The organism is Intrasporangium sp., from assembly GCF_030452765.1.
Lineage (GTDB): Bacteria > Actinomycetota > Actinomycetes > Actinomycetales > Dermatophilaceae > Intrasporangium_A.
On the sequence record NZ_JAKDLO010000060.1, the window covers coordinates 1 to 21,602 of the forward strand.

18 protein-coding genes and 1 pseudogene are annotated in these 21,602 nt (G+C 70.5%); 14 read left to right on the forward strand and 5 right to left on the reverse strand.

Annotated features, from left to right (window positions below):
* The 13 genes and pseudogenes from L0H79_RS09580 to L0H79_RS09640 form a co-directional block, all read left to right on the forward strand.
* A pseudogene (locus tag L0H79_RS09580) lies at positions 1-690 on the forward strand (excinuclease ABC subunit A); the annotation flags it as partial.
* 113 nt (positions 691-803) lie between these two features.
* Positions 804-1,253, forward strand: a complete 450-nt coding sequence (locus tag L0H79_RS09585) for a Rieske (2Fe-2S) protein (RefSeq protein WP_301484371.1) — start codon at positions 804-806, stop codon at positions 1,251-1,253.
* 53 nt (positions 1,254-1,306) lie between these two features.
* Positions 1,307-3,319 carry an excinuclease ABC subunit UvrC gene (gene uvrC / locus L0H79_RS09590; RefSeq protein ID WP_301484372.1) on the forward strand — a complete coding sequence of 671 codons (2,013 nt, stop codon included), beginning with the start codon at positions 1,307-1,309 and terminating at the stop codon, positions 3,317-3,319.
* On the forward strand, positions 3,316-4,227 hold the full coding sequence (gene rapZ / locus L0H79_RS09595; RefSeq protein ID WP_301484373.1) for an RNase adapter RapZ: 912 nt from the start codon (positions 3,316-3,318) through the stop codon (positions 4,225-4,227). Before uvrC ends, rapZ begins: the two co-directional genes overlap by 4 nt.
* Complete coding sequence (gene yvcK, locus L0H79_RS09600; protein WP_301484374.1) at positions 4,224-5,255, forward strand: uridine diphosphate-N-acetylglucosamine-binding protein YvcK; 1,032 nt, start codon at positions 4,224-4,226, stop codon at positions 5,253-5,255. The genes rapZ and yvcK overlap by 4 nt, the downstream gene beginning before the upstream one ends.
* Before the next feature lie 126 nt (positions 5,256-5,381).
* Positions 5,382-6,359 carry a DNA-binding protein WhiA gene (whiA, locus tag L0H79_RS09605; protein WP_301484375.1) on the forward strand — a complete coding sequence of 326 codons (978 nt, stop codon included), beginning with the start codon at positions 5,382-5,384 and terminating at the stop codon, positions 6,357-6,359.
* A 333-nt stretch (positions 6,360-6,692) separates the two neighbouring features.
* Positions 6,693-6,917, forward strand: a complete 225-nt coding sequence (locus L0H79_RS09610; RefSeq protein ID WP_301484376.1) for a hypothetical protein — start codon at positions 6,693-6,695, stop codon at positions 6,915-6,917.
* 183 nt (positions 6,918-7,100) lie between these two features.
* On the forward strand, positions 7,101-8,579 hold the full coding sequence (locus L0H79_RS09615) for an alkaline phosphatase family protein (RefSeq protein WP_301484377.1): 1,479 nt from the start codon (positions 7,101-7,103) through the stop codon (positions 8,577-8,579).
* A gap of 112 nt (positions 8,580-8,691) precedes the next feature.
* Positions 8,692-9,696, forward strand: a complete 1,005-nt coding sequence (gap, locus tag L0H79_RS09620) for a type I glyceraldehyde-3-phosphate dehydrogenase (RefSeq protein WP_301484378.1) — start codon at positions 8,692-8,694, stop codon at positions 9,694-9,696.
* 69 nt (positions 9,697-9,765) lie between these two features.
* Complete coding sequence (gene pgk, locus L0H79_RS09625) at positions 9,766-10,974, forward strand: phosphoglycerate kinase (RefSeq protein WP_301484379.1); 1,209 nt, start codon at positions 9,766-9,768, stop codon at positions 10,972-10,974.
* Positions 10,974-11,792 (forward strand): triose-phosphate isomerase, encoded by an 819-nt coding sequence (gene tpiA, locus L0H79_RS09630; RefSeq protein ID WP_301484380.1) that lies wholly within the window; start codon positions 10,974-10,976, stop codon positions 11,790-11,792. Before pgk ends, tpiA begins: the two co-directional genes overlap by 1 nt.
* Before the next feature lie 74 nt (positions 11,793-11,866).
* Positions 11,867-12,112 (forward strand): preprotein translocase subunit SecG, encoded by a 246-nt coding sequence (gene secG / locus L0H79_RS09635; protein WP_301484381.1) that lies wholly within the window; start codon positions 11,867-11,869, stop codon positions 12,110-12,112.
* Positions 12,113-12,127: 15 nt separating this feature from the next.
* A complete protein-coding gene (locus L0H79_RS09640; RefSeq protein ID WP_301484382.1) occupies positions 12,128-12,478 on the forward strand; it encodes an RNA polymerase-binding protein RbpA in 351 nt (116 codons plus the stop codon).
* 99 nt (positions 12,479-12,577) lie between these two features.
* On the opposite strand, the gene L0H79_RS09645 is transcribed toward L0H79_RS09640, so the two are convergent.
* From L0H79_RS09645 to tkt, 5 genes are read right to left on the reverse strand one after another with little or no spacing between them, the layout of a single operon-like run.
* Positions 12,578-13,648, reverse strand: a complete 1,071-nt coding sequence (locus L0H79_RS09645) for a glucose-6-phosphate dehydrogenase assembly protein OpcA (protein WP_301484383.1) — start codon at positions 13,646-13,648, stop codon at positions 12,578-12,580.
* On the reverse strand, positions 13,645-15,186 hold the full coding sequence (gene zwf / locus L0H79_RS09650; RefSeq protein WP_301484384.1) for a glucose-6-phosphate dehydrogenase: 1,542 nt from the start codon (positions 15,184-15,186) through the stop codon (positions 13,645-13,647). The genes L0H79_RS09645 and zwf overlap by 4 nt, the downstream gene beginning before the upstream one ends.
* On the reverse strand, positions 15,183-16,814 hold the full coding sequence (locus L0H79_RS09655; RefSeq protein WP_301484385.1) for a glucose-6-phosphate isomerase: 1,632 nt from the start codon (positions 16,812-16,814) through the stop codon (positions 15,183-15,185). Before L0H79_RS09655 ends, zwf begins: the two co-directional genes overlap by 4 nt.
* Positions 16,811-17,923 carry a transaldolase gene (gene tal, locus L0H79_RS09660; RefSeq protein WP_301484386.1) on the reverse strand — a complete coding sequence of 371 codons (1,113 nt, stop codon included), beginning with the start codon at positions 17,921-17,923 and terminating at the stop codon, positions 16,811-16,813. Before tal ends, L0H79_RS09655 begins: the two co-directional genes overlap by 4 nt.
* 5 nt (positions 17,924-17,928) lie before the next feature.
* Positions 17,929-20,145 carry a transketolase gene (tkt, locus tag L0H79_RS09665; protein WP_301484387.1) on the reverse strand — a complete coding sequence of 739 codons (2,217 nt, stop codon included), beginning with the start codon at positions 20,143-20,145 and terminating at the stop codon, positions 17,929-17,931.
* Between the two features lie 391 nt (positions 20,146-20,536).
* Between tkt and L0H79_RS09670 the strand changes: the two genes are divergently transcribed.
* Positions 20,537-21,430, forward strand: coding sequence for a heme o synthase (locus L0H79_RS09670; RefSeq protein ID WP_301484388.1), 894 nt, complete (start codon positions 20,537-20,539; stop codon positions 21,428-21,430).
* Positions 21,431-21,602: the final 172 nt, after the last annotated feature.

Below are 21,602 nucleotides of genomic sequence, written 5' to 3' on the forward strand. Positions count from 1 at the left end.
GGCACGATCAAGATCGAGATGAACTTCCTGCCCGACGTCTACGTCCCCTGCGAGGAGTGCCACGGCGCCCGCTACAACCGCGAGACGCTCGAGGTCCACTTCAAGGGCCGGACGATCGCCGATGTCCTCGACATGCCCATCGAGGAGGCGGCCGAGTTCTTCGAGGCCGTGCCCGCGATCTCGCGACACCTGAGCACCCTCAACGACGTCGGGCTCGGCTATGTCCGGCTCGGCCAGCCGGCGCCGACCCTCTCCGGCGGGGAGGCGCAGCGCGTCAAGCTCTCGAGCGAGCTGCAGAAGCGCTCCTCCGGACGCACCGTCTACGTCCTGGACGAGCCGACGACCGGCCTGCACTTCGAGGACATCCGCAAGCTCCTGGCGGTGCTCCAGGGCTTGGTCGACAAGGGCAACACCGTCATCGTCATCGAGCACAACCTCGACGTCATCAAGAACGCCGACTGGATCATCGACCTCGGGCCCGAGGGCGGCTCCCGCGGCGGCACGGTGGTCGCGACCGGCACGCCCGAGGACGTCGCCGCGATCGAGGCGAGCCACACGGGCCGCTTCCTCGCCCCGATCCTCGCCCGTACGGCTCGGTCTCCCGAGCGGGCGGCCCGGTCCGGGGCGCGCAAGGCCGGCTCGTCGACCCGCCCGTCGGCCCGGTCCACCAACCGGAAGGCGAGTGCATGAGCGCCGACCGACGTGAGGAAACGAGCGAGGTGTCTTGTCGACGACAGACCGAGGACCCGACCGAGCGCCAGCGAGGAAGGCCCGGAGCGGCGGGAAGAGGCGCGGCAGTGGGCATGAGCAGCGGCATGTCCTACCGCCTCGCGTCCGGGCAGGACCGGCAGGACGAGACGGGGTCGACCCGGCGGGTGGTCCTCGGGGCCGCGGGGGTTGCGGCGGCAGCGGCTGCTCTCGCCGCGTGCTCCACCTCGAGCGGCGGCGGAGATGCCACCCCGAGTCCGGTGAGCGGCATACCGACCTCCGAGATCCCCCTCGACGGCGGGAAGGTCATCGCCGGCGCCCGGGTCGTGATCACGCAGCCCGCCGAAGGGACGTTCAAGGCGTTCGACGCGATCTGCCCGCACCAGGGGTGTGAGGTCACCGACATCGTCGACAACGTCATCCGCTGCCCGTGCCACGGCAGCACGTTCGACGCGACGACCGGCGAGCGCATCGCCGGTCCTGCTCCGCGCGGGCTGACGACCCTGCCGGTCACCCTCACCGGGTCGACCATCTCCGTGCGGTGACGCGACCCGCGTCCTGGGAGAGTCCGCGACCTGACAGAACCTAGAGTGGGGGTGTGCCGGACCCGTCGACCTACCGTCCCAGACCGGGCGAGATCCCGCTCGAGCCCGGCGTGTACCGCTTCCGCGACCGGCACGACCGGGTCATCTACGTCGGCAAGGCCAAGTCGCTCCGGCCCCGGCTGTCGTCGTACTTCCAGGACGTCGCCGCGCTGCACCCGCGGACCACCACGATGGTCACGACGGCCGCCTCCGTCGAGTGGACGGTGGTCCGGACCGAGGTCGAGGCCCTCGCGCTCGAGTACTCGTGGATCAAGGAGTTCGACCCGCGGTTCAACGTCAAGTACCGGGACGACAAGTCCTATCCCTACCTCGCGGTCACCATGGGGGAGGAGTTCCCCCGGGCGCAGGTGATGCGCGGGGCGAAGCGGAAGGGCACCCGCTACTTCGGCCCCTACGGCCATGCGTGGGCGATCCGCGAGACGCTCGACCTGCTGTTGCGGGTCTTCCCCGTCCGCACCTGCTCGAGCGGGGTCTTCCGCCGTGCCCACGCCAGTGGGCGCCCGTGCCTGCTCGGCTACATCGACAAGTGCTCGGCACCGTGCGTCGGCCGGGTGACCGCCGAGGAACACCGGGCCATCGCCGAGGAGTTCTGCGACTTCATGGCCGGCAACACGAGCCGCTTCGTCCGGCGCCTCGAGACCCGGATGCGCGAGGCCGCGGCCGAGCTCGACTTCGAACGGGCCGCGCGGCTGCGCGACGACATCGTGGCCCTGACGAAAGCTCTCGAGAAGCAGACCGTCGTGCTCGGCGACGCCACCGACGCAGACGTCTTCGGTCTCGCCGACGACCCTCTCGAGGCGGCCGTCCAGGTCTTCCACGTCCGCGGTGGCCGCATCCGGGGGCAGCGCGGCTGGGTCGTCGAGAAGGAGAGCGAGCAGGTGCCCACCCTCGTGGGGCACCTGCTCCAACAGGTGTATGGCGACGCCGACACGGTTCCCAAGGAGGTGCTGCTGCCGGTCCTGCCCTCCGACGCCGATGCCACCCAGGAGTGGCTCTCGGGCCTGCGCGGTGCGCGGGTCGACCTCCGGGTTCCCCGGCGCGGCGACAAGAAGACCCTCATGGAGACGGTGACCCGCAACGCCCAGCAGTCCCTCGCCCGGCACAAGGTCGCCAGGGCCGGTGACCTGACCCTGCGCAGCCGGGCCCTGCAGGAGCTGCAGGAGGCGCTCGCCCTCGACGAGGCGCCCCTGCGGATCGAGTGCTACGACGTCAGCCACGTCCAGGGCACGAACGTCGTGGCCAGCATGGTCGTCTTCGAGGACGGACTGCCCCGCAAGAGCGAGTATCGCCGGTTCATCGTCCGCGGGGGCGTCGACGATGCCGGTGACGGCGCCGTGACGGTCGACGACACGGCCGCGATGCGCGAGGTGCTCGGGCGCAGGTTCCGCCGCTACCTCGAGGAGGCCGAGGGCTCCGGAGACCTCGACCTGCAGGCCGCCGCCATGGGCGGTGGCGAGGAGCAGCCGGGCGCGGCGGGGCGCAGCGGGCCGATCGACCCCGAGACCGGCCGGCCCCGCCGCTTCGCCTATCCACCGAGCCTGGTCGTCGTCGACGGCGGCCTGCCCCAGGTGGGCGCCGCGCAGGCCGTCCTCGACGAGCTCGGGATCGAGGAGGTCGCCCTGGCCGGGCTCGCCAAGCGCCTCGAGGAGGTCTGGCTGCCCCGGCACGACTATCCGGTCATCCTGCCCCGGACGAGCGAGGGGCTCTACCTCCTGCAGCGGCTGCGCGACGAGGCGCACCGCTTCGCGATCACCTTCCACCGGCAACGACGCTCGAAGGCCATGACCAGCTCGGCCCTCGACGGCATCCCCGGCCTGGGACCAGGACGGCAGAAGGCGCTGCTGCGTCACTTCGGCTCGGTCAAGCGTCTGCGTGTGGCGAGCGCAGCCGACATGATGACAGTCCGGGGCATCGGTCCCGCGCTCGCCGAGACCATCGCCACCCACCTCGCCGGGTCGACACCGCAGCCCGCAGTCAACCTCACGACGGGAGAGGTCCTCGAATGACCGCACCGACCAGCCCGACGCACGTCGCCCTGTCCGACTCGCCGATCGTCATCGTGACCGGGATGAGCGGTGCCGGGCGGACGACGACGGCGAACGTCCTCGAGGACCTCGGCTGGCTCGTCGTCGACAACCTGCCGCCGCAGATGCTCTCCGGTCTCGCCGCCCTGCGGGACCAGGCGATCGCCCGTAACCCCGAGGCCGCGCTGCGCAAGGTGGCCGTCGTCGTGGACGTCCGCTCCCGGCTCTGGTTCACCCACCTCGCGGCCGCGATCGATGCCATGAAGACGCACGGCGAGGACCCGAGCGTGGTCTTCCTCGACGCGACGGACGAGACCCTCGTCCGCCGTTTCGAGAGTGTCCGTCGGCCCCACCCACTCCAGGGCGACGGCCGGCTCCTCGACGGCATCCAGAAGGAACGCGCCATGCTCGTCGATCTCCGCTCCGCCGCAGACGTCGTCATCGACAGCTCCGGGCTCAACGTCCACCAGTTGTCGGCGAAGGTGAACTCGCTCTTCTCCGGGGAGCAGACGGCGCAGCTGCGGATCGCCGTCATGTCGTTCGGCTTCAAGTACGGTCTGCCGCTCGACGCCGACATCGTCCTCGACATGCGCTTCCTGCCCAACCCGCACTGGATCCCGGAGCTGCGCCCGCTCACGGGACGCGACGAACGGGTGTCGGGATACGTCATGGACCAGGAGGGGGCGCTCGAGTTCCTCGACCGTGCGGACGCCCTCCTCGAGACGATGGTGGGCGGCTATGTCCGCGAGGGACGCCGCTACGTGACCGTCGCCGTCGGCTGCACCGGCGGCAAGCACCGCTCCGTCGCGATGGCCGAGGCGCTGGCCGACCGGCTCGACCGCGAGCTGGTCGACACCTTCGTCGTCCACCGCGACCTGGGTCGGGAATGAGCCAGTCGTCGACCCACGGTGGGCAGCGGCACCATCAGCCGGGCCGTCCTGCGACCAACCCCGCCGGACGGGCCCTCAGCCCGATACCGGCCCACCAGCGGCGCATCGTAGCCCTCGGCGGGGGACACGGGCTCTCGGCCACCCTGTCCGCCCTGCGCCTGCTGACCGACAACGTCACGGCCATCGCCACCGTCGCCGACGACGGCGGCTCGAGCGGCCGGCTCAGGCGCGACTTCGACGTCCTGCCGCCAGGCGACCTGAGGATGGCCCTCGCCGCCCTGTGCGACGACTCCGAGTGGGGGCACACGTGGCGGGACGTCCTGCAGCACCGGTTCGCCGGGGAGGGGGACCTGCGTGGGCACGCACTCGGCAACCTCATGATCGTCTCGCTCTGGGAGCTGCTCGGCGACACCGTCGACGGCCTCGACCTCGTCGGGCGCCTGCTCGGTGTGCACGGGCGGGTCCTGCCCATGGCGGCCGAGCCCCTCGAGATCGTCGCCGAGGTCGCCGGCCACGACCCGGCCCATCCGGACGAGGTCGTCGAGGTGCGGGGCCAGCACCTCGTCGCGTCGTCGCCCGGGCGGGTCCTGTCCATCGGCATCGTCCCGACGTGCCCCAGACCGTGCACGGAGGCGCTCGAGGCGGTGGCCGATGCCGACTGGGTCGTCCTCGGCCCCGGGTCCTGGTTCACCTCGGTCATGCCGCACCTGCTCGTCCCCGACCTCGCCGACGCCCTGGGCGACACCGGGGCCCAGAGGCTGCTCGCCCTCAACCTCGAGATCGACCGGGACGAGACCCGCGACTTCCGCGCCGAGGACCACCTGGCCTCGCTCGCGGCGAACGCGCCGGAGCTGCGTATCGACGTCGTGCTCGCCGACCCGTCCGTGGTGCTCGACGCCGCATCCCTGCGTTCGGCTGCCGAGGACCTGGGGGCCGAGCTCGTCGTGACACCGGTCGCCGTGCCGGGCAACCCGGCAGTCCACGACCCGCTCCGACTGGCGGCAGCGTTCCGCGATGTGATCGGTTGACCCTGCTGGGCTCACGGCGCCGACGGCCCGCGCGCCCGGCTGCCTCGAGACCGCAACCGATTTCCGGCTCGGCCGAGCCCGGGTCTCGGATGAGCCGAGTGCCCAGCCGAGTGGCAGGATGTCGGCATGGCGATGACAGCGAAGGTGAAGGACGAGCTCTCGCGGCTGGACATCACCAAGACCTGCTGCCGTAAGGCCGAGGTGTCGACCATGCTGCGCTTCGCAGGGGGTCTGCACCTGATCGGGGGGCAGATCGTCGTCGAGGCCGAGCTCGACACCGCAAACGCCGCTCGGCGGCTCCGACAGAACCTGACCGAGGTGTACGGCCACCGAAGTGACGTCCTCGTGCTCGCCGCGGGGGGGCTACGCCGTGGGTCACGCTACGTGGTGCGGGTTGTCGAGGACGGTGCCGCGCTCGCCCGCCAGACCGGCTTGGTCGACCCGCGCGGACGTCCCGTGCGCGGCCTGCCGCCCAAGGTCGTCAGCGCGGCCACCTGCGACTCCGAGGCCGCCTGGCGCGGAGCGTTCCTCGCTCACGGGTCGCTCACCGAGCCGGGACGCTCCGCTGCGCTCGAGGTCACCTGCCCCGGTCCCGAGGCAGCTCTGGCGCTCGTCGGCGCCGGTCGCCGCATCGGGGTCCCGGCCAAGGCCCGCGAGGTCCGGGGTGTCGACCGGGTCGTGATCCGCGACGGCGACGCGATCGGGGCGATGCTGACCCGGCTCGGCGCGCACGACGCCGTCCTCGCCTGGGAGGAGCGCCGGATGCGCCGCGAGGTCCGGGCCACGGCAAACCGGCTGGCCAACTTCGACGACGCGAACCTGCGCCGCTCGGCCCGCGCCGCGGTGGCGGCAGGCGCTCGGGTGGAGCGGGCCATGGAGCTGCTCGGCGACGACATCCCCGACCACCTGAGGCAGGCCGGGCTGCTGCGGCTCGCACACAAGGAGGCGAGCCTCGAGGAGCTGGGACAGCTCGCGGACCCACCGATGACCAAGGACGCCGTGGCCGGCCGGATCCGGCGGCTCCTGGCGATGGCTGACCGGCGTGCCGACGAGCTCGGGGTGCCCGGGACCGAGGCCAACCTCGGCGCGGACCTGCTCGACTGACCGGCCCGCCGGCGTCGGCGCCCGGTCGAACGGGATGCAGCGGTGGCCCGGTCGCAGAGCTGGTCGGCCAACGAATGTGCCACTTCGGCTGCCCCCAAGTCATCCGGGTTGTCCGGCCCGGCGATCTAGTGTCGGTCTTGTGTCGCGAACTACGAAGTCGGCACACGTCACCACGTTTCGCAACGAGAGGCTGGTGCCCAGGCCCCCGCCGAGGGCCAGTCGCAGCAGGTCGAGCTGTTCGCGCAGGGAGCCTCCGTCGGCTGGCTCGGGCAGGACAGCGGCCAATGGTGCGTCGTCACGAGCCAGGCCGCCGCGGTATCCGTCCAGCCCTACGTGTGGAAGGGCGTCCTCTACTACCGCAACGCGGCAGACTCCTCCCGCTACCTGTCCGTCAGCGACGGCTACCACTACGTCGGCTTCTACAACTGGATCGGCGCCCGCGGCTGGACCCTCAACGGTGACGTCCTCACCTCGCTCTACTCCAACGCCCAACTGTCCTACTGGTCGAGCGACAACGGCTACGTCTACGCCAACTCGGGCAGTGGCTACACACCCTGACCGTGGCGTTCCACTGAGCGCACGCAGCATGGCTCGGCGAGTTGTGGGGGGGCCCCCCCGCGGGGGGGGGGCCCCCCACGCCCCGCGCCCGCCCTCCGGGCCCAAGCCCCCGCCCCCGCCGGGCGGGGGGTGTGGGGGCGCCCCACCTGGGGGGGGGCCCGCCACCGTTCCAAGGAGGACGCAATGCGCGACAAGATCGACCACGTCGTCGTGGTGATGATGGAGAACCGATCACTCGACAGCGTGCTGGGCTGGCTCTACCCGGACGGCGAGCCGCCGCACATCGTGGGCGCAGACACGACCTCGGTGTACCAGGGCCTGCAGACCGGGGACTACTCCAACTCCTACGACGGGAGGGCCCTTCCGGCCACCAAGGGCACCGTCGGCGCGACCGGTCACGACGGCGTGCCGCCGCAGCCGCTGCGCGTGCCGGGCTTTGATCCCGGCGAGGAGTACGAGCACGTCACCCAACAGCTCTTCGGGTCGCCGGAGCACCCGACCAAGACCAACCCACCCAACGGGACCCCGGCGGCGATGGCCGGATTCGCCTACGACTACGACGCCTTCTACGAGACGTGGGAGCAGCTGGCCCAGGTCATGGAGGCGTACTCACCTGCGCAGCTGCCCGTCCTCAACGGGCTCGCCCGTGCGTATGCCCTCAGCGACGCCTGGTTCTCGTCCGTTCCCACACAGACGAACCCCAATCGTGCCTTCTCCCTCTGTGGCACCTCCCTCGGCCGCGTCAACAACACCTGGGACGCCGTAGAGCAGTTCGACACGAAGACGATCTGGAACGCCTTGCCGAAGGGCACGACCTGGGGCATCTACTACCACGACATCTGGAAGGACGGGCAGTGCTACACGCAGTACACCTTCCCGCGCTGCTCGGACGTGCTCGCCGAGGGTGAGATCGCCCCGATCGACACGTTCTACACCAAGGCGCGCTCCGGTGGGCTGCCCAGGTTCACCTATCTGGAGCCCAAGTGGGGTTACGGCATGGGCGACAAGGACGGATCCGGCTTCCTGTGCGGAGAGATCTTCGGCAGGATCTACGGTTCCCAGGGCAATGACTACCACCCGCCCACCTGGATGGGACCGGGCGAGGCCTTCCTCAACGAGATCTACGAGGCCCTCATCGCGAACAACGCTGCCTGGCAGCGCACGTTGCTGGTCGTCATGTTCGACGAGCACGGTGGGACTTACGACCACGTCGACCCCGGGTGGGGTGCTGTGACGCCGGACGGGCACCGCGGGCCCGACGGGTTCGCCTTCGACCGCTATGGCGTCCGCGTGCCAGCACTCCTCGTGTCACCGTGGATCGCGGCCGGCACCGTCTTCCGCTCGCCGAAGGCGGACGTCAAGCTCGACCACACGTCGATGATCTCCACGGTCCTGTCGTGGTGCGGCGTAGACCCAGTCACGGCCGGGCTCGGCGACCGGGTCGCGGCGGCTCCGCCCTTCGACTGGGTGCTCTCCGATGCACCTCGCTCCGACGTGCCGACCTTCACCGTGCCGACCGGATACGCCGAGCAGGGCAAGGACTGCTGGCTCACCCAGGAGACCGGGCACCTGCCCGTCGGCGTGATGCGTGGGCTCGTCTCCCGGAGCACGACCTTGGAGCAACTCGAGGAACACATGAAGGCCGCCCTCGACGACGGGTGATCCGGCGGCGTGGTGACACGGATTGTCGCGCCGACGCGAAGCCCCATTAGGGTTGGGGTGGAGGACGAGGTCCCCACAACAACGACACAACCCGTCTCGGAGGTTGACCGCAGTGACTGTTCGCGTTGGTATCAACGGCTTCGGCCGTATCGGTCGCAACTTCTACCGGGCCGTGAAGGAAGCGGGCGCCGACATCGAGGTCGTCGCGTTCAACGACCTCGGTGACGACGACACGCAGGCGCACCTGCTCAAGTACGACTCCATCCTCGGGCGTTTCCCGGGCGAGGTCAGGGTCGTCGAGGGCGGCATCGAGGTCGACGGCAAGGTCATCAGGTCCCTCGCCGAGAGAGACCCGGCCAAGCTGCCCTGGGGTGAGCTCGGCGCGGACATCGTCCTCGAGTCGACCGGGTTGTTCACCGACGCGACGAAGGCGAAGGCGCACCTCGATGCCGGTGCCAAGAAGGTCGTCATCTCCGCCCCGGCGAAGAACGAGGACATCACCATCGTGATGGGCGTCAACGACGACCTGTACGACGGTGCGAAGCACACGATCATCAGCAACGCATCCTGCACGACGAACTGTCTTGCCCCGATGGCGAAGGCGCTCAACGACGGCCTCGGCATCGTCCGGGGCCTGATGACGACGATCCACGCCTACACCCAGGACCAGAACCTCCAGGACGGGCCGCACAAGGACCTGCGCCGGGCACGCGCGGCCGCGATCAACATCGTCCCGACGACGACCGGGGCCGCCAAGGCCGTCGCGCTCGTGCTGCCCGAGCTCAAGGGCAGGCTCGACGGCTATGCGCTGCGGGTGCCGGTCCCGACCGGCTCCGCGACCGACCTGACCTTCGAGGCGCCACGCGAGACCTCGGTCGAGGAGGTCAACCAGATCGTGCGCGCCGCCGCGGAGGGGCCGCTCAAGGGCTACCTCGTCTACACCGAGGACCCCATCGTCTCGAGTGACATCGTCACCGATCCCGCCTCCTGCATCTTCGACTCGGGCCTGACGAAGGTCAGCGGCAACCAGGTCAAGGTCGTCGGCTGGTACGACAACGAGTGGGGCTACTCGAACCGCCTCCTCGACCTCATCCGGCTCGTCGGTCAAAGTCTCTGACCCGCCGGCCGCGGACCCGCGGCCTCTGACCCGACCACTGCTGACCTGACCGACGACCGAAGGGACGACGTGAAGACGATCGCCGACCTCGGGGACGTGCGCGGCAGACGCGTCCTCGTCCGCTCCGACCTCAACGTCCCGCTGGACGGTACGGCCATCACCGACGACGGCCGGATCCGGGCATCTGCGCCGACGATCCTCCAGCTGGCCGAGCGGGGGGCACGCGTCATCGTGTGCGCCCACCTCGGACGGCCCAAGGGGGCGCCCGATCCCGCATACTCGCTCGCCCCCGTGGCGAAGCGGCTCGGCGAGGTCCTGGGCCGGCCGGTGGCCTTCGCCGACGACACCGTCGGGCCGAGCGCTCGCGCCGCCGTCGAGGCCATGCCGGAAGGTGGGGTCGTGCTGCTCGAGAACCTCCGGTTCAACCCTGGCGAGACCGCCAAGAAGGACGACGAGCGGGCCGAGTTCGCCGCGCAGCTCGCCGCTCTGGCCGACGCCTTCGTCTCGGACGGCTTCGGCGTGGTGCACCGCGCCCAGGCCTCCGTCTACGACGTCGCGAAGCTGCTGCCGCACGCGACCGGGGGCCTCGTCGCGACCGAGGTCGAGGTGCTGCGACGGCTGACCCACCAGCCGGACCGGCCGTATGCCGTCGTCCTCGGTGGGGCCAAGGTCTCGGACAAGCTCGGCGTCATCGGCAGTCTCCTCGGCACCGCCGACCGCCTCCTCATCGGTGGCGGCATGGTCTTCACGTTCCTCAAGGCGCAAGGCCTCGAGGTCGGCACGAGCCTGCTCGAGGCGGACCAGGTCGAGACCGTCCGTGGCTACCTCGACGAGGCGAAGGCGAAGGGCGTCGAGATCGTCCTGCCCGTCGACATCGTCGTCGCCGGTGCCTTCAGCGCCGAGGCCGCTCACCGGGTCGTGCCGACCGACCAGATCCCGCCCGACGAGATGGGTCTCGACATCGGGCCCGAGTCGGCCCGGCTCTTCGCGGATCGGCTGGCCGACTGCCGCACCGTCTTCTGGAACGGCCCGATGGGAGCCTTCGAGATGGCACCGTTCGCGGCCGGCACGAGGGCGATCGCGCAGTCTCTGGCCGACGTCACGGCCAAGGGCGCCCTCACCGTCGTCGGTGGCGGCGACAGCGCGGCGGCGGTGCGCCAGCTCGGCTTCGCCGACAGCGACTTCGGCCACATCTCGACGGGGGGAGGGGCAAGCCTCGAGTTCCTCGAGGGCAAGGACCTGCCCGGCCTGCACGTTCTCGAGGAAGGTGACACCTGATGGCACGCACCGAGCCCGCTGACCCCATGACGCGCATCCCGCTGATGGCGGGCAACTGGAAGATGAACCTCGACCACCTACAGGCGACCCACCTCGTCCAGAAGCTCGACTGGACTCTGCGGGACGCCAGGCACGACTACGCGGCCGTCGAGGTCGCCGTCCTGCCGCCGTTCACCGACCTGCGATCGGTCCAGACCCTCGTCGAGGGAGACCGGCTCGAGCTGCGCTACGGCGGCCAGGACCTCTCACCGCAGACCTCCGGCGCCTACACCGGCGACATCTCGGGCGCGTTCCTGCGCAAGCTCGGCTGCACCTACGTCGTCGTCGGTCACAGTGAGCGCCGCGAGGGCCACCACGAGACCGACGAGGTCGTCGCGGCCAAGGTGCGCGCGGCATACAGCCATGATCTCGTCCCCATCCTGTGCTGCGGCGAGGCCCTCGGCATCCGTCAGGCGGGCGGTCAGGTGGCGCACGTGACCGGGCAGCTGCGCGCCGCGCTGGCAGGGCTCCCGGCCGACCAGTCGTCCTCGATCGTCATCGCGTACGAGCCGATCTGGGCGATCGGCACCGGCGAGGTCGCCACACCGGACGATGCGCAGGCGGTGTGCGGAGCGATCCGGGCCCTGCTGGGTGAGCTCTACTCGACCGAGCTCGCGGACGGCGTCCGGATCCTCTACGGCGGCAGCGTCAAGGCCGCCAACATCGCGGCCATCATGGCGCAGGACGACGTCGACGGTGCTCTCGTCGGCGGTGCCTCGCTCGACCCGGCCGAGTTCGCCTCGATCTGCCGCTACCGGGACCACGTGACCGCGACCTGAAGGATGGGCAGGTATCCTGTCGGAGTGCTCGGCACCCACCGAGCCCGGTGATCGATCGAGATGGAGTGACGCTGGTGGATGCGGTTCGCATCGTGCTCCAGGTCCTGCTGGTGGTCTCCAGCGCGGTCCTGACGCTGTTCATCCTGTTGCACAAGGGCAAGGGTGGCGGCCTGTCCGACATGTTCGGCGGCGGCATGTCGACGTCCCTCGGTGGGTCGTCCGTGGCCGAGCGCAACCTCGACCGCTTCACGGTCGCCATCGCGGTCATCTGGGTCGCGGCGATCATCGGTCTGGGCCTGTTGGCCCGGTTCGCGAGCTGAGAGAGGGCGACGACAATGGCGAGTGGCAACGCGATCCGAGGCAGCCGTGTCGGGGCCGGTCCCATGGGTGAGGCCGAGCGCGGCGAGGCAGCGCCGCGGGTGCACATCTCCTACTGGTGCTCCAACGGGCACGAGACCCGGCCCAGCTTCGCGGAAGAGCCCGGCATGGTGCTCCCGGACCAGTGGGACTGCCCGCGCTGCGGCTTCCCGGCTGGGCAGGACCAGCACAACCCCCCCGCTCCACCCAGGGTCGAGCCGTACAAGACGCACCTGGCCTACGTGAAGGAGCGCCGCAGCGATGCCGACGGCGCCGCCATCCTCGACGAGGCGTTGACGGCGCTACGAGAGCGCGGCCTCATCCAGTGAGCCCGTGGACGTCCGGACCACTGACGACGGATACCGACGACGTATACCGCTGAGCGGGCCTCCGCTGAGCGGCATACCCATCCGTGGCCGGCTGACAGGTCACGGGGTCTGCTCGGAGTTCGCCGGGGGCGCGGTGACCATGGCGGAGGCGTCCTCGGCATCGGCGGAGTGCAGCAGTCGCGCGGCAAGGCGCTTCGCGGCGGCGATGTCCGGGCCGGCGCCGGTCCGGGCGGCCTCCTCGGCGGTGAGGCGCACCGGGGTCAGCTGGCTCAGGCCGTCCAGGAGCGCCTCGGCGTAGGTGTCGTCCTGGTCGAGGCGCCGCAGCTCGTCGGCGAGGCACTCCGCCTCGTCACGGCGGGGCAGTGCGATGCGCCGGTCCGGCTGGCCGGGCTGGCAGAGCGTGGCGACCTTGTCTCCGGGGCGGACGAGGTCGATCGGGCCGGATCTGCGCTCGAGCCGGACAGCACTGATGCCGGAGCCACGAGCGGTCGAGACCCGGCGGATCGGCACCCGCAGCCGGATGGTCAGCCAGGCGGCGAGCAGGTCGGTCGAGGGGGAGTCGGGGGCGCCGGCGACGACCCCGCCGGTGACCGGTTCGAACGGCGGCTGGTCGAGCGTCGCGGCGAGCAGGCCGCGCCACCGGGTGAGCCGGGTCCACGAGACGTCGGTGTCTCCGGGGCGGTATGTCTCGGCGCGCTTCTTGAGGACCTTCCGGGGGTTGCGGTGCTGCGCGGCATCGGTGATCCGGCGTTTGGCCATCCGGCCGATCGGGTCTTCGGCGACGTCGGAGGGTGCCTCGCCGGGCCACCACGCGACGATGGGCGAGTCGGGCAGCAGGAGCGGCACGACGACGCTCGGGCCGTGGTTGGCCAGCGGGCCGTAGAGGCGCAGCACGACGACCTCGCTCGCGCCGGCGTCACCTCCGAGCCGGATCTGCGCGTCGAGACGCTTGCGGCCACGGCGGTCGCCGGCGATGACGACGATGATCCGGCACGGGTGCTGGCGACTCGCCTGGTTGGCGATCTCGATCGCCTCGCTCGCGTCGGTGTCGTCGATGACCGTGACGAGGGTGAGGACCCGGCCGAGGGCCATCGCCCCGACGTTGTTGCGCAGGCGGATGAGGGTCTTGCTGACGTCCGTCGTGGTCGTGTCGCTGAGGTCTCGGATCACGGCAGCCTCCAGCCTCGCCCGTCGCGTTCGAGGATGGCGTGAGCGGACTCCGGGCCCCACCGGCCGGGGGAGTACTGCTCGGGGGAGCCGGTCTTCTCCCAGTGACGCAGCAGCGGGTCGATGATCTTCCAGGACAGCTCGACCTCCTCGTGGCGGGGGAAGAGCGGTGGGTCGCCGAGCAGGACGTCGAGGATGAGTCGTTCGTACGCCTCCGGGGAGGCCTCGGTGAAGGACCGGCCGTAGCCGAAGTCCATCGTCACGTCGCGGATGTCCATCTGGCCGCCGGGAACCTTGGCGCCGAACCGGAGGGTGATTCCCTCGTCCGGCTGGATCCGGATGACGATGGCGTTCTGGCCGAGCTCCTCCGTGGCGGTGTGCTCGAACGGCAGGTGCGGCGCCCGCTTGAAGACGACGGCGATCTCGGTGACGCGCTTGCCGAGCCGCTTGCCGGTGCGCAGGTAGAACGGGACACTCGCCCAACGGCGGGTGTCGACCACGAGCTTGACCGCCGCGAAGGTCTCGGTGCGGGAGCCGTCCGGCACGCCGTCCTCCTCGAGATAGCCGGGCACCTCGTCCGCGCCCTGCCAGCCCGACGTGTACTGTCCGCGGGCGGCAACCTTCTCGAGGTCGCCGCCCAGACGGACCGCGGAGAGGACCTTCTCCTTCTCGGCCCGCAGGTCGCGTGCCTCGAAGGAGACGGGCTCCTCCATCGCGGTGAGCGCGAGGAGCTGGAAGAGGTGGTTCTGCAGGACGTCGCGGGCGGCGCCGATCCCGTCGTAGTACCCGGCCCGGCCGCCGATCCCGATGTCCTCGGCCATCGTGATCTGCACGTGGTCGACGTAGTTCGCGTTCCAGACGGGCTCGAAGAGCTGGTTGGCGAACCGGACGGCGAGCAGGTTCTGCACCGTCTCCTTGCCGAGATAGTGGTCGATCCGGAAGACCGAGTCCGGTGGGAAGACTCCTTCGACGATCGAGTTGAGCTCCTGCGCGCTCTGCAGGTCGTGCCCGAAGGGCTTCTCGATGATGACCCGGCGCCAGCTGCTGCCCTCTGCCTTCGCCAGGCCGCACCGTTCGAGCTGCTCGCAGACCTGGGCGAAGAACCCCGGGGGGATGGACAGGTAGAAGGCGTGGTTGCCGCCGGTGCCGCGCTCGCGGTCCAGATCGGCGATGGTCTCGGCCAGCAGGTCGAAGGCGGCGGGGTCGTCGAAGGTGCCGGGAACGAAGCGGAAGCCCTCGGACAGGTTGCGCCACACGTCCTCGGAGAAGGGCGTGCGGGACCACTGGCGCACCGCGTCGTGGACGACCTGACCGAACTGTTCGGCGGCCCAGTCCCGACGGGCGAAGCCGACGAGGGAGAACCCCGGAGGCAGCAGGCCACGGTTGGCGAGGTCGTAGATGGCCGGCATGAGCTTCTTGCGGGCAAGATCGCCGGTCACCCCGAACATGACGAGCCCACAGGGCCCGGCGATCCGGGGGAGGCGCTTGTCCTCGGCGTCTCGCAGCGGGTTGACCCCCGGGGCGACCTTGGCTGAGCTCATCTGCTCCCACCGCCGAGCGCGGAGCGCACCTCGGCGAGTCCGCGGTCGTGCTCGGTGAGGTGCAGGCGAAGAACCGGTCGGCCGTGGTCGGCCAGGACGTTCGCGTCGCCGGCTGCCTGGGCCGCGATGAACTGGCCGAAGCTGAAGTCGCGGCCCGGCACGTCGAGGTCGTCGCGGGGCTCGGCGGTGACCTGGAGGTAGACGCCGACCGCGGGGCCGCCCTTGTGGAACTGTCCCGTCGAGTGGAGGAACCGGGGTCCCCAGCCGAACGTGGTCGGGCGGCCGGTCCGCTCGGCGATCCACTGGCGGCACTGTGCGAGGTCGGCGTCCACGAGACGGTCGAGGTAGGCCATGACCGCGACGTAGCCGCTGGACTCGTCGAGCTGCGAGAGCAGCGCCGAGACGGCGTCCTCGACCGTGACGGCGGTGCCGAGCCAGTCGCCGCCGAGCGCCCGGATCTCGACGGCTCCGTCGGTCGCGTCGGGGGCGGACCCGGAGCCGGCGGCCTGGCCGAGCAGGTCGCGGGCCGCCTGCTTGGCACTCTCGACATCGGGCTGGTCGAACGGGTTGATGCCGAGCAGCCGTCCGGCGACCGCCGTCGCGACCTCCCAGAGAAGCATCTGGGTGGCGAGCGTCCCGGACACCCGGACCTCCGACGCGACCGTGCCGGTGGGGCGGACGTCGTCGTCGGCGGCGACGAGCCGGGCGATGGTGACGTCGGGCTGCGGGCTGCGCACCTCGGGGGCGTCGTCTCCCGCGACGACCACCGGCAACAGACCGGTGCCCTGCTTGCCGGTGGACTCGGCGATGAGCTGTTCGGCCCAGTCGGGGAACCCGACGATCCCGGAACCGTCTTCGAGCAGCACGATCTTGTCGCGCAGCGGTTGCGTGCCGGCCAGTGCGGCGCCGAGGCGCAGGCCAGGGTTCGCCTCGTCGTCGACAGCGAGCAGGTCGGCCACGGACTCGGCGTCGTCGAGCAGTGCCTCGACGTCGACCCCGGCGAGCCCGCTCGGCACGAGGCCGAAGGCGGTGAGCGCCGAGTAGCGGCCGCCGACGTCCGGGTCGGCGTTGACCACGTGGTAGCCGCGGCTGCGGGCCTCACGGTCGAGGGGGCTGCCGGGGTCGGTCACGACGACGATCCGCTGGGAAGGGTCGATCCCGGCGTCCTGGAACGCCTGCTCGTAGGCGCGTCGCTGCGAGTCGGTCTCGACGGTCGAGCCCGACTTGGACGAGACGACGACGATGGTCCGGTCCAGCCGTTCCGCCAGGGCGGAGCGGACGTAGTCCGGGTCGGAGGAGTCGAGGATGACGATGTCCTTGCCGGCGCTCGCGCAGATGACCTCCGGGGCGAGCGAGGAGCCTCCCATTCCGCACAGGACGACGTGGTCGAGACCGCGCCCGCTCAGGGTGTCGTGCAGGGCCGCGATCTCGCCGACGAGCGGACGTGAGGACCTGGGGAGCCCGACCCAGGAGAGCCGCTTGCCCGCCTCGTCCTCCGCGTCCGGGCCCCAGAGGGTGGAGTCCTGCGCGAAGAGCCTGCTCGCGACGGAGTCGCTCACGAGTGTCGCGACGTGTCTCGAGACCGCGTCGGCAGCGGCGCCGGATGCGATAACGGACAGGCTGCTCATGCGCCCGCCTTGGCCATCTCGGCCTTGACGCCCTCGCCCAGCTCGTCCCAGGCCTTCTCGAACTTCGCCACGCCCTCGTCCTCGAGCAGATCGACGACGGAGGTGTAGGAGATGCCGAGATGCTCGAGGGAGTCGAGGACCGCGCGTGACTCGTCGTACGTGCCGGTGACGGTGTCGCCGTGGATGTCGCCGTGGTCGGCGGCGGCCTCGAGGGTCTTCTCCGGCATGGTGTTGACGACGTCGGGTGCGACCAGCTCGGTCACGTACAGGGTGTCGGGGAAGGCGGGGTCCTTGACACCGGTCGAGGCCCACAGCGGTCGCTGCACGCGGGCCCCCTCCGCCTCCAGCGACTTCCATCGCGGCGTGGCGAAGACCTCCTCGAAGGCCTCGTAGGCGAGGCGTGCGTTGGCCAGCCCCGCCTTGCCCCGCAGCGCCGTCGCCTCGTCCGTGCCGAGCGCGTCGAGGCGCTTGTCGACCTCCGTGTCGACGCGCGAGACGAAGAACGACGCGACCGACGTGATGGTCCTCAGGTCCTTGCCGGCCCGGTGGGCCCGCTCGAGGCCCTCGAGGAAGGCGTTCATGACGCCGCGGTAGCGCTCGAGCGAGAAGATCAGCGTGACGTTGACGCTGATCCCCTGGGCCAGCGTCGCTGCGATGGCCGGCAGCCCTGCCTTCGTCGCCGGGATCTTGATGTAGACGTTGGGCCGGTCGACGGCCGCGTAGAGGTGCTGGGCCTCCTGCACCGTCGGGTCCGTCTCGTGCGCGATCCGGGGGTCGACCTCGATCGAGACGCGCCCGTCGATGCCGTCGGTCGACTCGAAGATCGGTAGGAACAGGTCGCACGCGTCCCGCACGTCCGACGTGGTCAGGTCGAAGACGATCTCCTCGACCGACTTGCCTGCCTTCGTCAGGGCGGTCAGATCAGCGTTGTACCGTTCGCCCTTCGACAGGGCAGCCTGGAAGATCGAGGGGTTGCTGGTCACGCCCACGACGCAGCTGTCCTCGATGAGCTCCTTGAGGTTGCCGGTCTCGAGACGGTCACGCGAGAGGTCGTCGAGCCAGATCGAGACTCCGGCGTCGGTGAGGGCCTGCAGGTTCGGGTTGCTCATGCTGGTCACTTTCTCTTGCGGGCGGCCCGCTTGCGTGTAGCGGTGGGTGGCGGGGTGGACAGGTCGGTGCCGCCATGGGCGGAGCGCCGGTCGGGGTTCGTCTCGGTGATGCCCGGTGCGTGGACGGGAGCGGCGGCCGCCTTGATCGACTCCCGAGCCGCCTTGACGACGGCGTCGGCGGTGAGGCCGAACTCGCGGAAGATCGTCTTGTAGTCGGCGGAGGCACCGAAGTGCTCGATGCTGATGGTGCGGCCGGCGTCTCCGACGATGTCGTGCCAGCCGAAGGAGACGCCGGCCTCCACGGAGACCCTGGCCCGGACGTCTGGCGGGAGCACCTTCTGCTGGTAGGAGCGCGGCTGCTGCTCGAACCACTCCCGGCACGGCATCGAGACGACTCGGGTCGCGGTGCCGCGCCGCTCCAGGCGCTGCGCCGCCTCGACGGCGAGCTGCACCTCGGAGCCGGTAGCGACGAGGATGACGTCGGGGCTGCCGGCCCGGGACTCCTCGACGAGCACGTAGGCGCCCTTGGCGACGCCGGACGCCTTGCCCATCTGTGACCGGTCGAACGTCGGCACGGCCTGACGGGTCAGGGCCAGGCCGGCGGGCCTGGTCGGGTTGCGCAGGATGGCCCCCCAGGCGACCGCCGTCTCGTTGGCGTCGGCCGGTCGGACGACGTCGAGTCCCGGGATGGCGCGCAGGGCCGCGAGGTGCTCGACCGGTTGGTGGGTCGGGCCGTCCTCGCCGAGACCGACGGAGTCGTGGGTCCACACGAAGATGACCGGCACCGCCTGGAGCGCGGCGAGCCGGACCGCCGGGCGCATGTAGTCGGAGAAGATGAGGAAAGTGCCGCCATACGGACGGTTGAGGCCCTCGAGCGCCATCCCGTTGAGGATCATCCCCATGCCGTTCTCGCGGATGCCGAAGTGCAGGGTGCGCCCGTAGGGGCCGCCCTTCCACTCGCGGGTCTGCCGCTCGGTGGGGATGAAGGAGGGCTGGCCCTCCATCGTCGTGTTGTTCGACTCGGCCAGGTCGGCCGAGCCGCCCCAGAGCTCGGGCATGACGTCGGCCAGTGCACTGAGCACCTTGCCCGAGGCGGCGCGCGTGGCGATGCCCTTCTCGTCGGCGGGGAACTTCGGCAGGGCACGCCGCAGACCCGCCGGTGGTCGTCCCGCCACGACGCGGTCGAGCAGCTCGGCCCGGTCGGGGTTGGCCTTGCGCCAGGTGCGGTAGCCCTTGGTCCAGTCACGATGCAGAGCCTTGCCACGCTTGGCGACGTCGCGGGCCCGCTTGAGGACGGCCGGCTCGACCACGAAGGACTTGCTCGGGTCGAAGCCGAGAACCTCCTTGGTCGCGGCGACCTCGTCGCCGCCGAGGGCCGAGCCATGGGACTTGCCGGTGTCCTGCTTGCTCGGGGCCGGCCACGCGATGATCGTACGAAGTACGACGAGAGTGGGCTGGTCGGGGTACTCCTCGCCCGAGCGGATCGCGCCGAGGAGTGCGTCGACGTCCTCGACATAGGCCGCGCCGTTGCCCGAGCCGCGCCAGTCGACCGTCTCGACGTGCCAACCGTAGGCCTCGAAGCGCGCCCCGACGTCCTCGGAGAAGGCGATGTCGGTGTCGTCCTCGATGGAGATCTGGTTCGCGTCGTAGACGACGGTGAGGTTGCCGAGCTGCTGGTGGCCTGCGAGCGAGCAGGCCTCGTGGGTGACGCCCTCCTGCATGTCGCCGTCGGAGGCGATGACGTAGATGTGGTGGTCGAACGGGCTCGTCCCCGGCTTTGCGTCCGGGTCGAACATGCCGCGCTGGCGACGTTGCGCCATCGCCATGCCGACCGCGGAGGCCAGGCCCGAGCCGAGCGGGCCGGTCGTGATCTCCACCCCGGCGGTGTGGTGCACCTCGGGGTGCCCGGGGGTCAGGGAGCCCCAGGTCCGCAGTGCCTTGAGATCCTCGATCGTCAGGCCGTAGCCGGACAGGTACAGCTGGATGTACTCGGTCAGGCTCGAGTGCCCGCAGGACAGCACGAAGCGGTCGCGGCCCAGCCAGGCCGGGTCCGACGGGTCGTGGCGCATGAAGTTCTGGTAGAGCAGGTAGGCGAGCGGCGCGAGGGACATGGCCGTGCCCGGGTGCCCGTTGCCGACCTTCTGCACCGCATCGGCGGCGAGGACGCGGGCGGTGTCGACGGCACGGATGTCGAGGTCGTCCCATCCCGCTTGGCTGCTCACGGGAAGTGCAAGTGACGGGTCCCGTTGAGCCAGGGGATCCGTCGCCGTTCGCGTCGTCTGCCTCGGGGAGCGGGCACTTGCTTTCGTCGGGGTGCTGGTCACGGACGGGTCTCCTTCGGACAAGGGGATGCACGTATGTGACCGAGACTATCCCTCGGTGTGTCGCAGAGCACATGAGGCACCGAGGCAGTGTGGTGTCCGCTACCTCGGGTCCCGCGAAGGCCTCCTGTCAATCATCTGTCCGCTGAGCCACGGGCTAGACTTCCGACGGAGCGCCGCGTGGGCGGTGCCCATCGCCGAGACAGCAATCGAGGACTGTGCAGTGACAACCGTGGACCCGCGCGAGGACCTCTCGGTACTGCGAGGCCCGGGCGGCAGTGGCTTGCGGTTCATGGCCGGGCAGTACCTCGCCCTGACCAAGCCGCGGATCATCGAGCTGCTGCTCATCACGACGATCCCGGTCATGTTCCTCGCCGAGGGAGGGGTCCCGGACCTGTGGCTCGTCGTCGCGACGCTCGTCGGCGGCTCCCTCTCGGCCGGCTCGGCGAACACTCTCAACTGCTACATCGACCGTGACATCGACGCGGTCATGCACCGCACGAGCAAGCGGCCGCTCGTCACCGGCACGATCAGCCCGGCCGGGGCTCTCACCTTCGGGATCGTGCTCGGTGTCGTGTCGACGCTGTGGCTCGGCTTCTTCGTCAACTCGCTCAGTGCGGGCCTCTCCGTGCTCGCCATCCTCGGCTATGTCGTCGGCTACACCTTGCTGCTCAAGCGCCGTACCAAGCAGAACATCGTGTGGGGTGGGGCGGCCGGGTGCATGCCGGTGCTCATCGGCTGGTCGGCCGTCACCGGCACCGTCAGCTGGTCGGCGTTCATCCTCTTCATGGTCGTCTTCTTCTGGACGCCGCCGCACTACTGGCCGCTCTCGATGCGTTTCCGGCGCGACTACGCGTCGGTCCACGTGCCGATGCTGCCGGTCGTCGAGCGGTTCGTCGTGGTCGCGAGGCAGATCGTCCTCTACTCCTGGGCGATGGTGCTGACCTCGCTGGCGCTCGTCGTGGTCCAGCCGATGGGCTGGATCTACACCGTCGCTGCCCTGGCATCCGGCGGCCTCTTCCTCGTCGAGGCACACCGACTGTCTGCCAAGGCTCGGGCCGACGCCCCGGAGAAGGTGCTACGCCCGATGCGCCTGTTCCACTACTCGATCACCTACCTGACGGTGCTCTTCGTCGGCGTCGCGCTCGATCCGATCTGGCACCTGGCCCTCCCCGGTCTGCACTGACTCGCGCCCACCGTCAGCGGGCCGCCACTGTCCGAGGGCCGCCACTGTCTGTCGAGATGTGTTCAAGAGTGCGCGGCCGTTCGCGCGACACTGTGCACAGATCGGCGCCTGCGGCGACGTAAACATTCAGCCGGGGTTCCGGGTGAGGGCATGATTTGTGGCCGCCGGTGAC

Excerpts from the sequence above, each read along its gene's own strand:
- L0H79_RS09585 (WP_301484371.1), top strand. The coding sequence starts at position 804 with ATGAGCAGCGGCATGTCCTACCGCCTCGCGTCCGGGCAGGACCGGCAG.
- rapZ (WP_301484373.1), top strand. The coding sequence starts at position 3,316 with ATGACCGCACCGACCAGCCCGACGCACGTCGCCCTGTCCGACTCGCCG.
- yvcK (WP_301484374.1), top strand. The coding sequence starts at position 4,224 with ATGAGCCAGTCGTCGACCCACGGTGGGCAGCGGCACCATCAGCCGGGC.
- whiA (WP_301484375.1), top strand. The coding sequence starts at position 5,382 with ATGGCGATGACAGCGAAGGTGAAGGACGAGCTCTCGCGGCTGGACATC.
- L0H79_RS09615 (WP_301484377.1), top strand. The coding sequence starts at position 7,101 with ATGCGCGACAAGATCGACCACGTCGTCGTGGTGATGATGGAGAACCGA.
- tpiA (WP_301484380.1), top strand. The coding sequence starts at position 10,974 with ATGGCACGCACCGAGCCCGCTGACCCCATGACGCGCATCCCGCTGATG.
- L0H79_RS09640 (WP_301484382.1), top strand. The coding sequence starts at position 12,128 with ATGGCGAGTGGCAACGCGATCCGAGGCAGCCGTGTCGGGGCCGGTCCC.
- zwf (WP_301484384.1), bottom strand. The coding sequence starts at position 15,186 with ATGAGCTCAGCCAAGGTCGCCCCGGGGGTCAACCCGCTGCGAGACGCC.
- L0H79_RS09655 (WP_301484385.1), bottom strand. The coding sequence starts at position 16,814 with ATGAGCAGCCTGTCCGTTATCGCATCCGGCGCCGCTGCCGACGCGGTC.
- tal (WP_301484386.1), bottom strand. The coding sequence starts at position 17,923 with ATGAGCAACCCGAACCTGCAGGCCCTCACCGACGCCGGAGTCTCGATC.
- L0H79_RS09670 (WP_301484388.1), top strand. The coding sequence starts at position 20,537 with ATGGCCGGGCAGTACCTCGCCCTGACCAAGCCGCGGATCATCGAGCTG.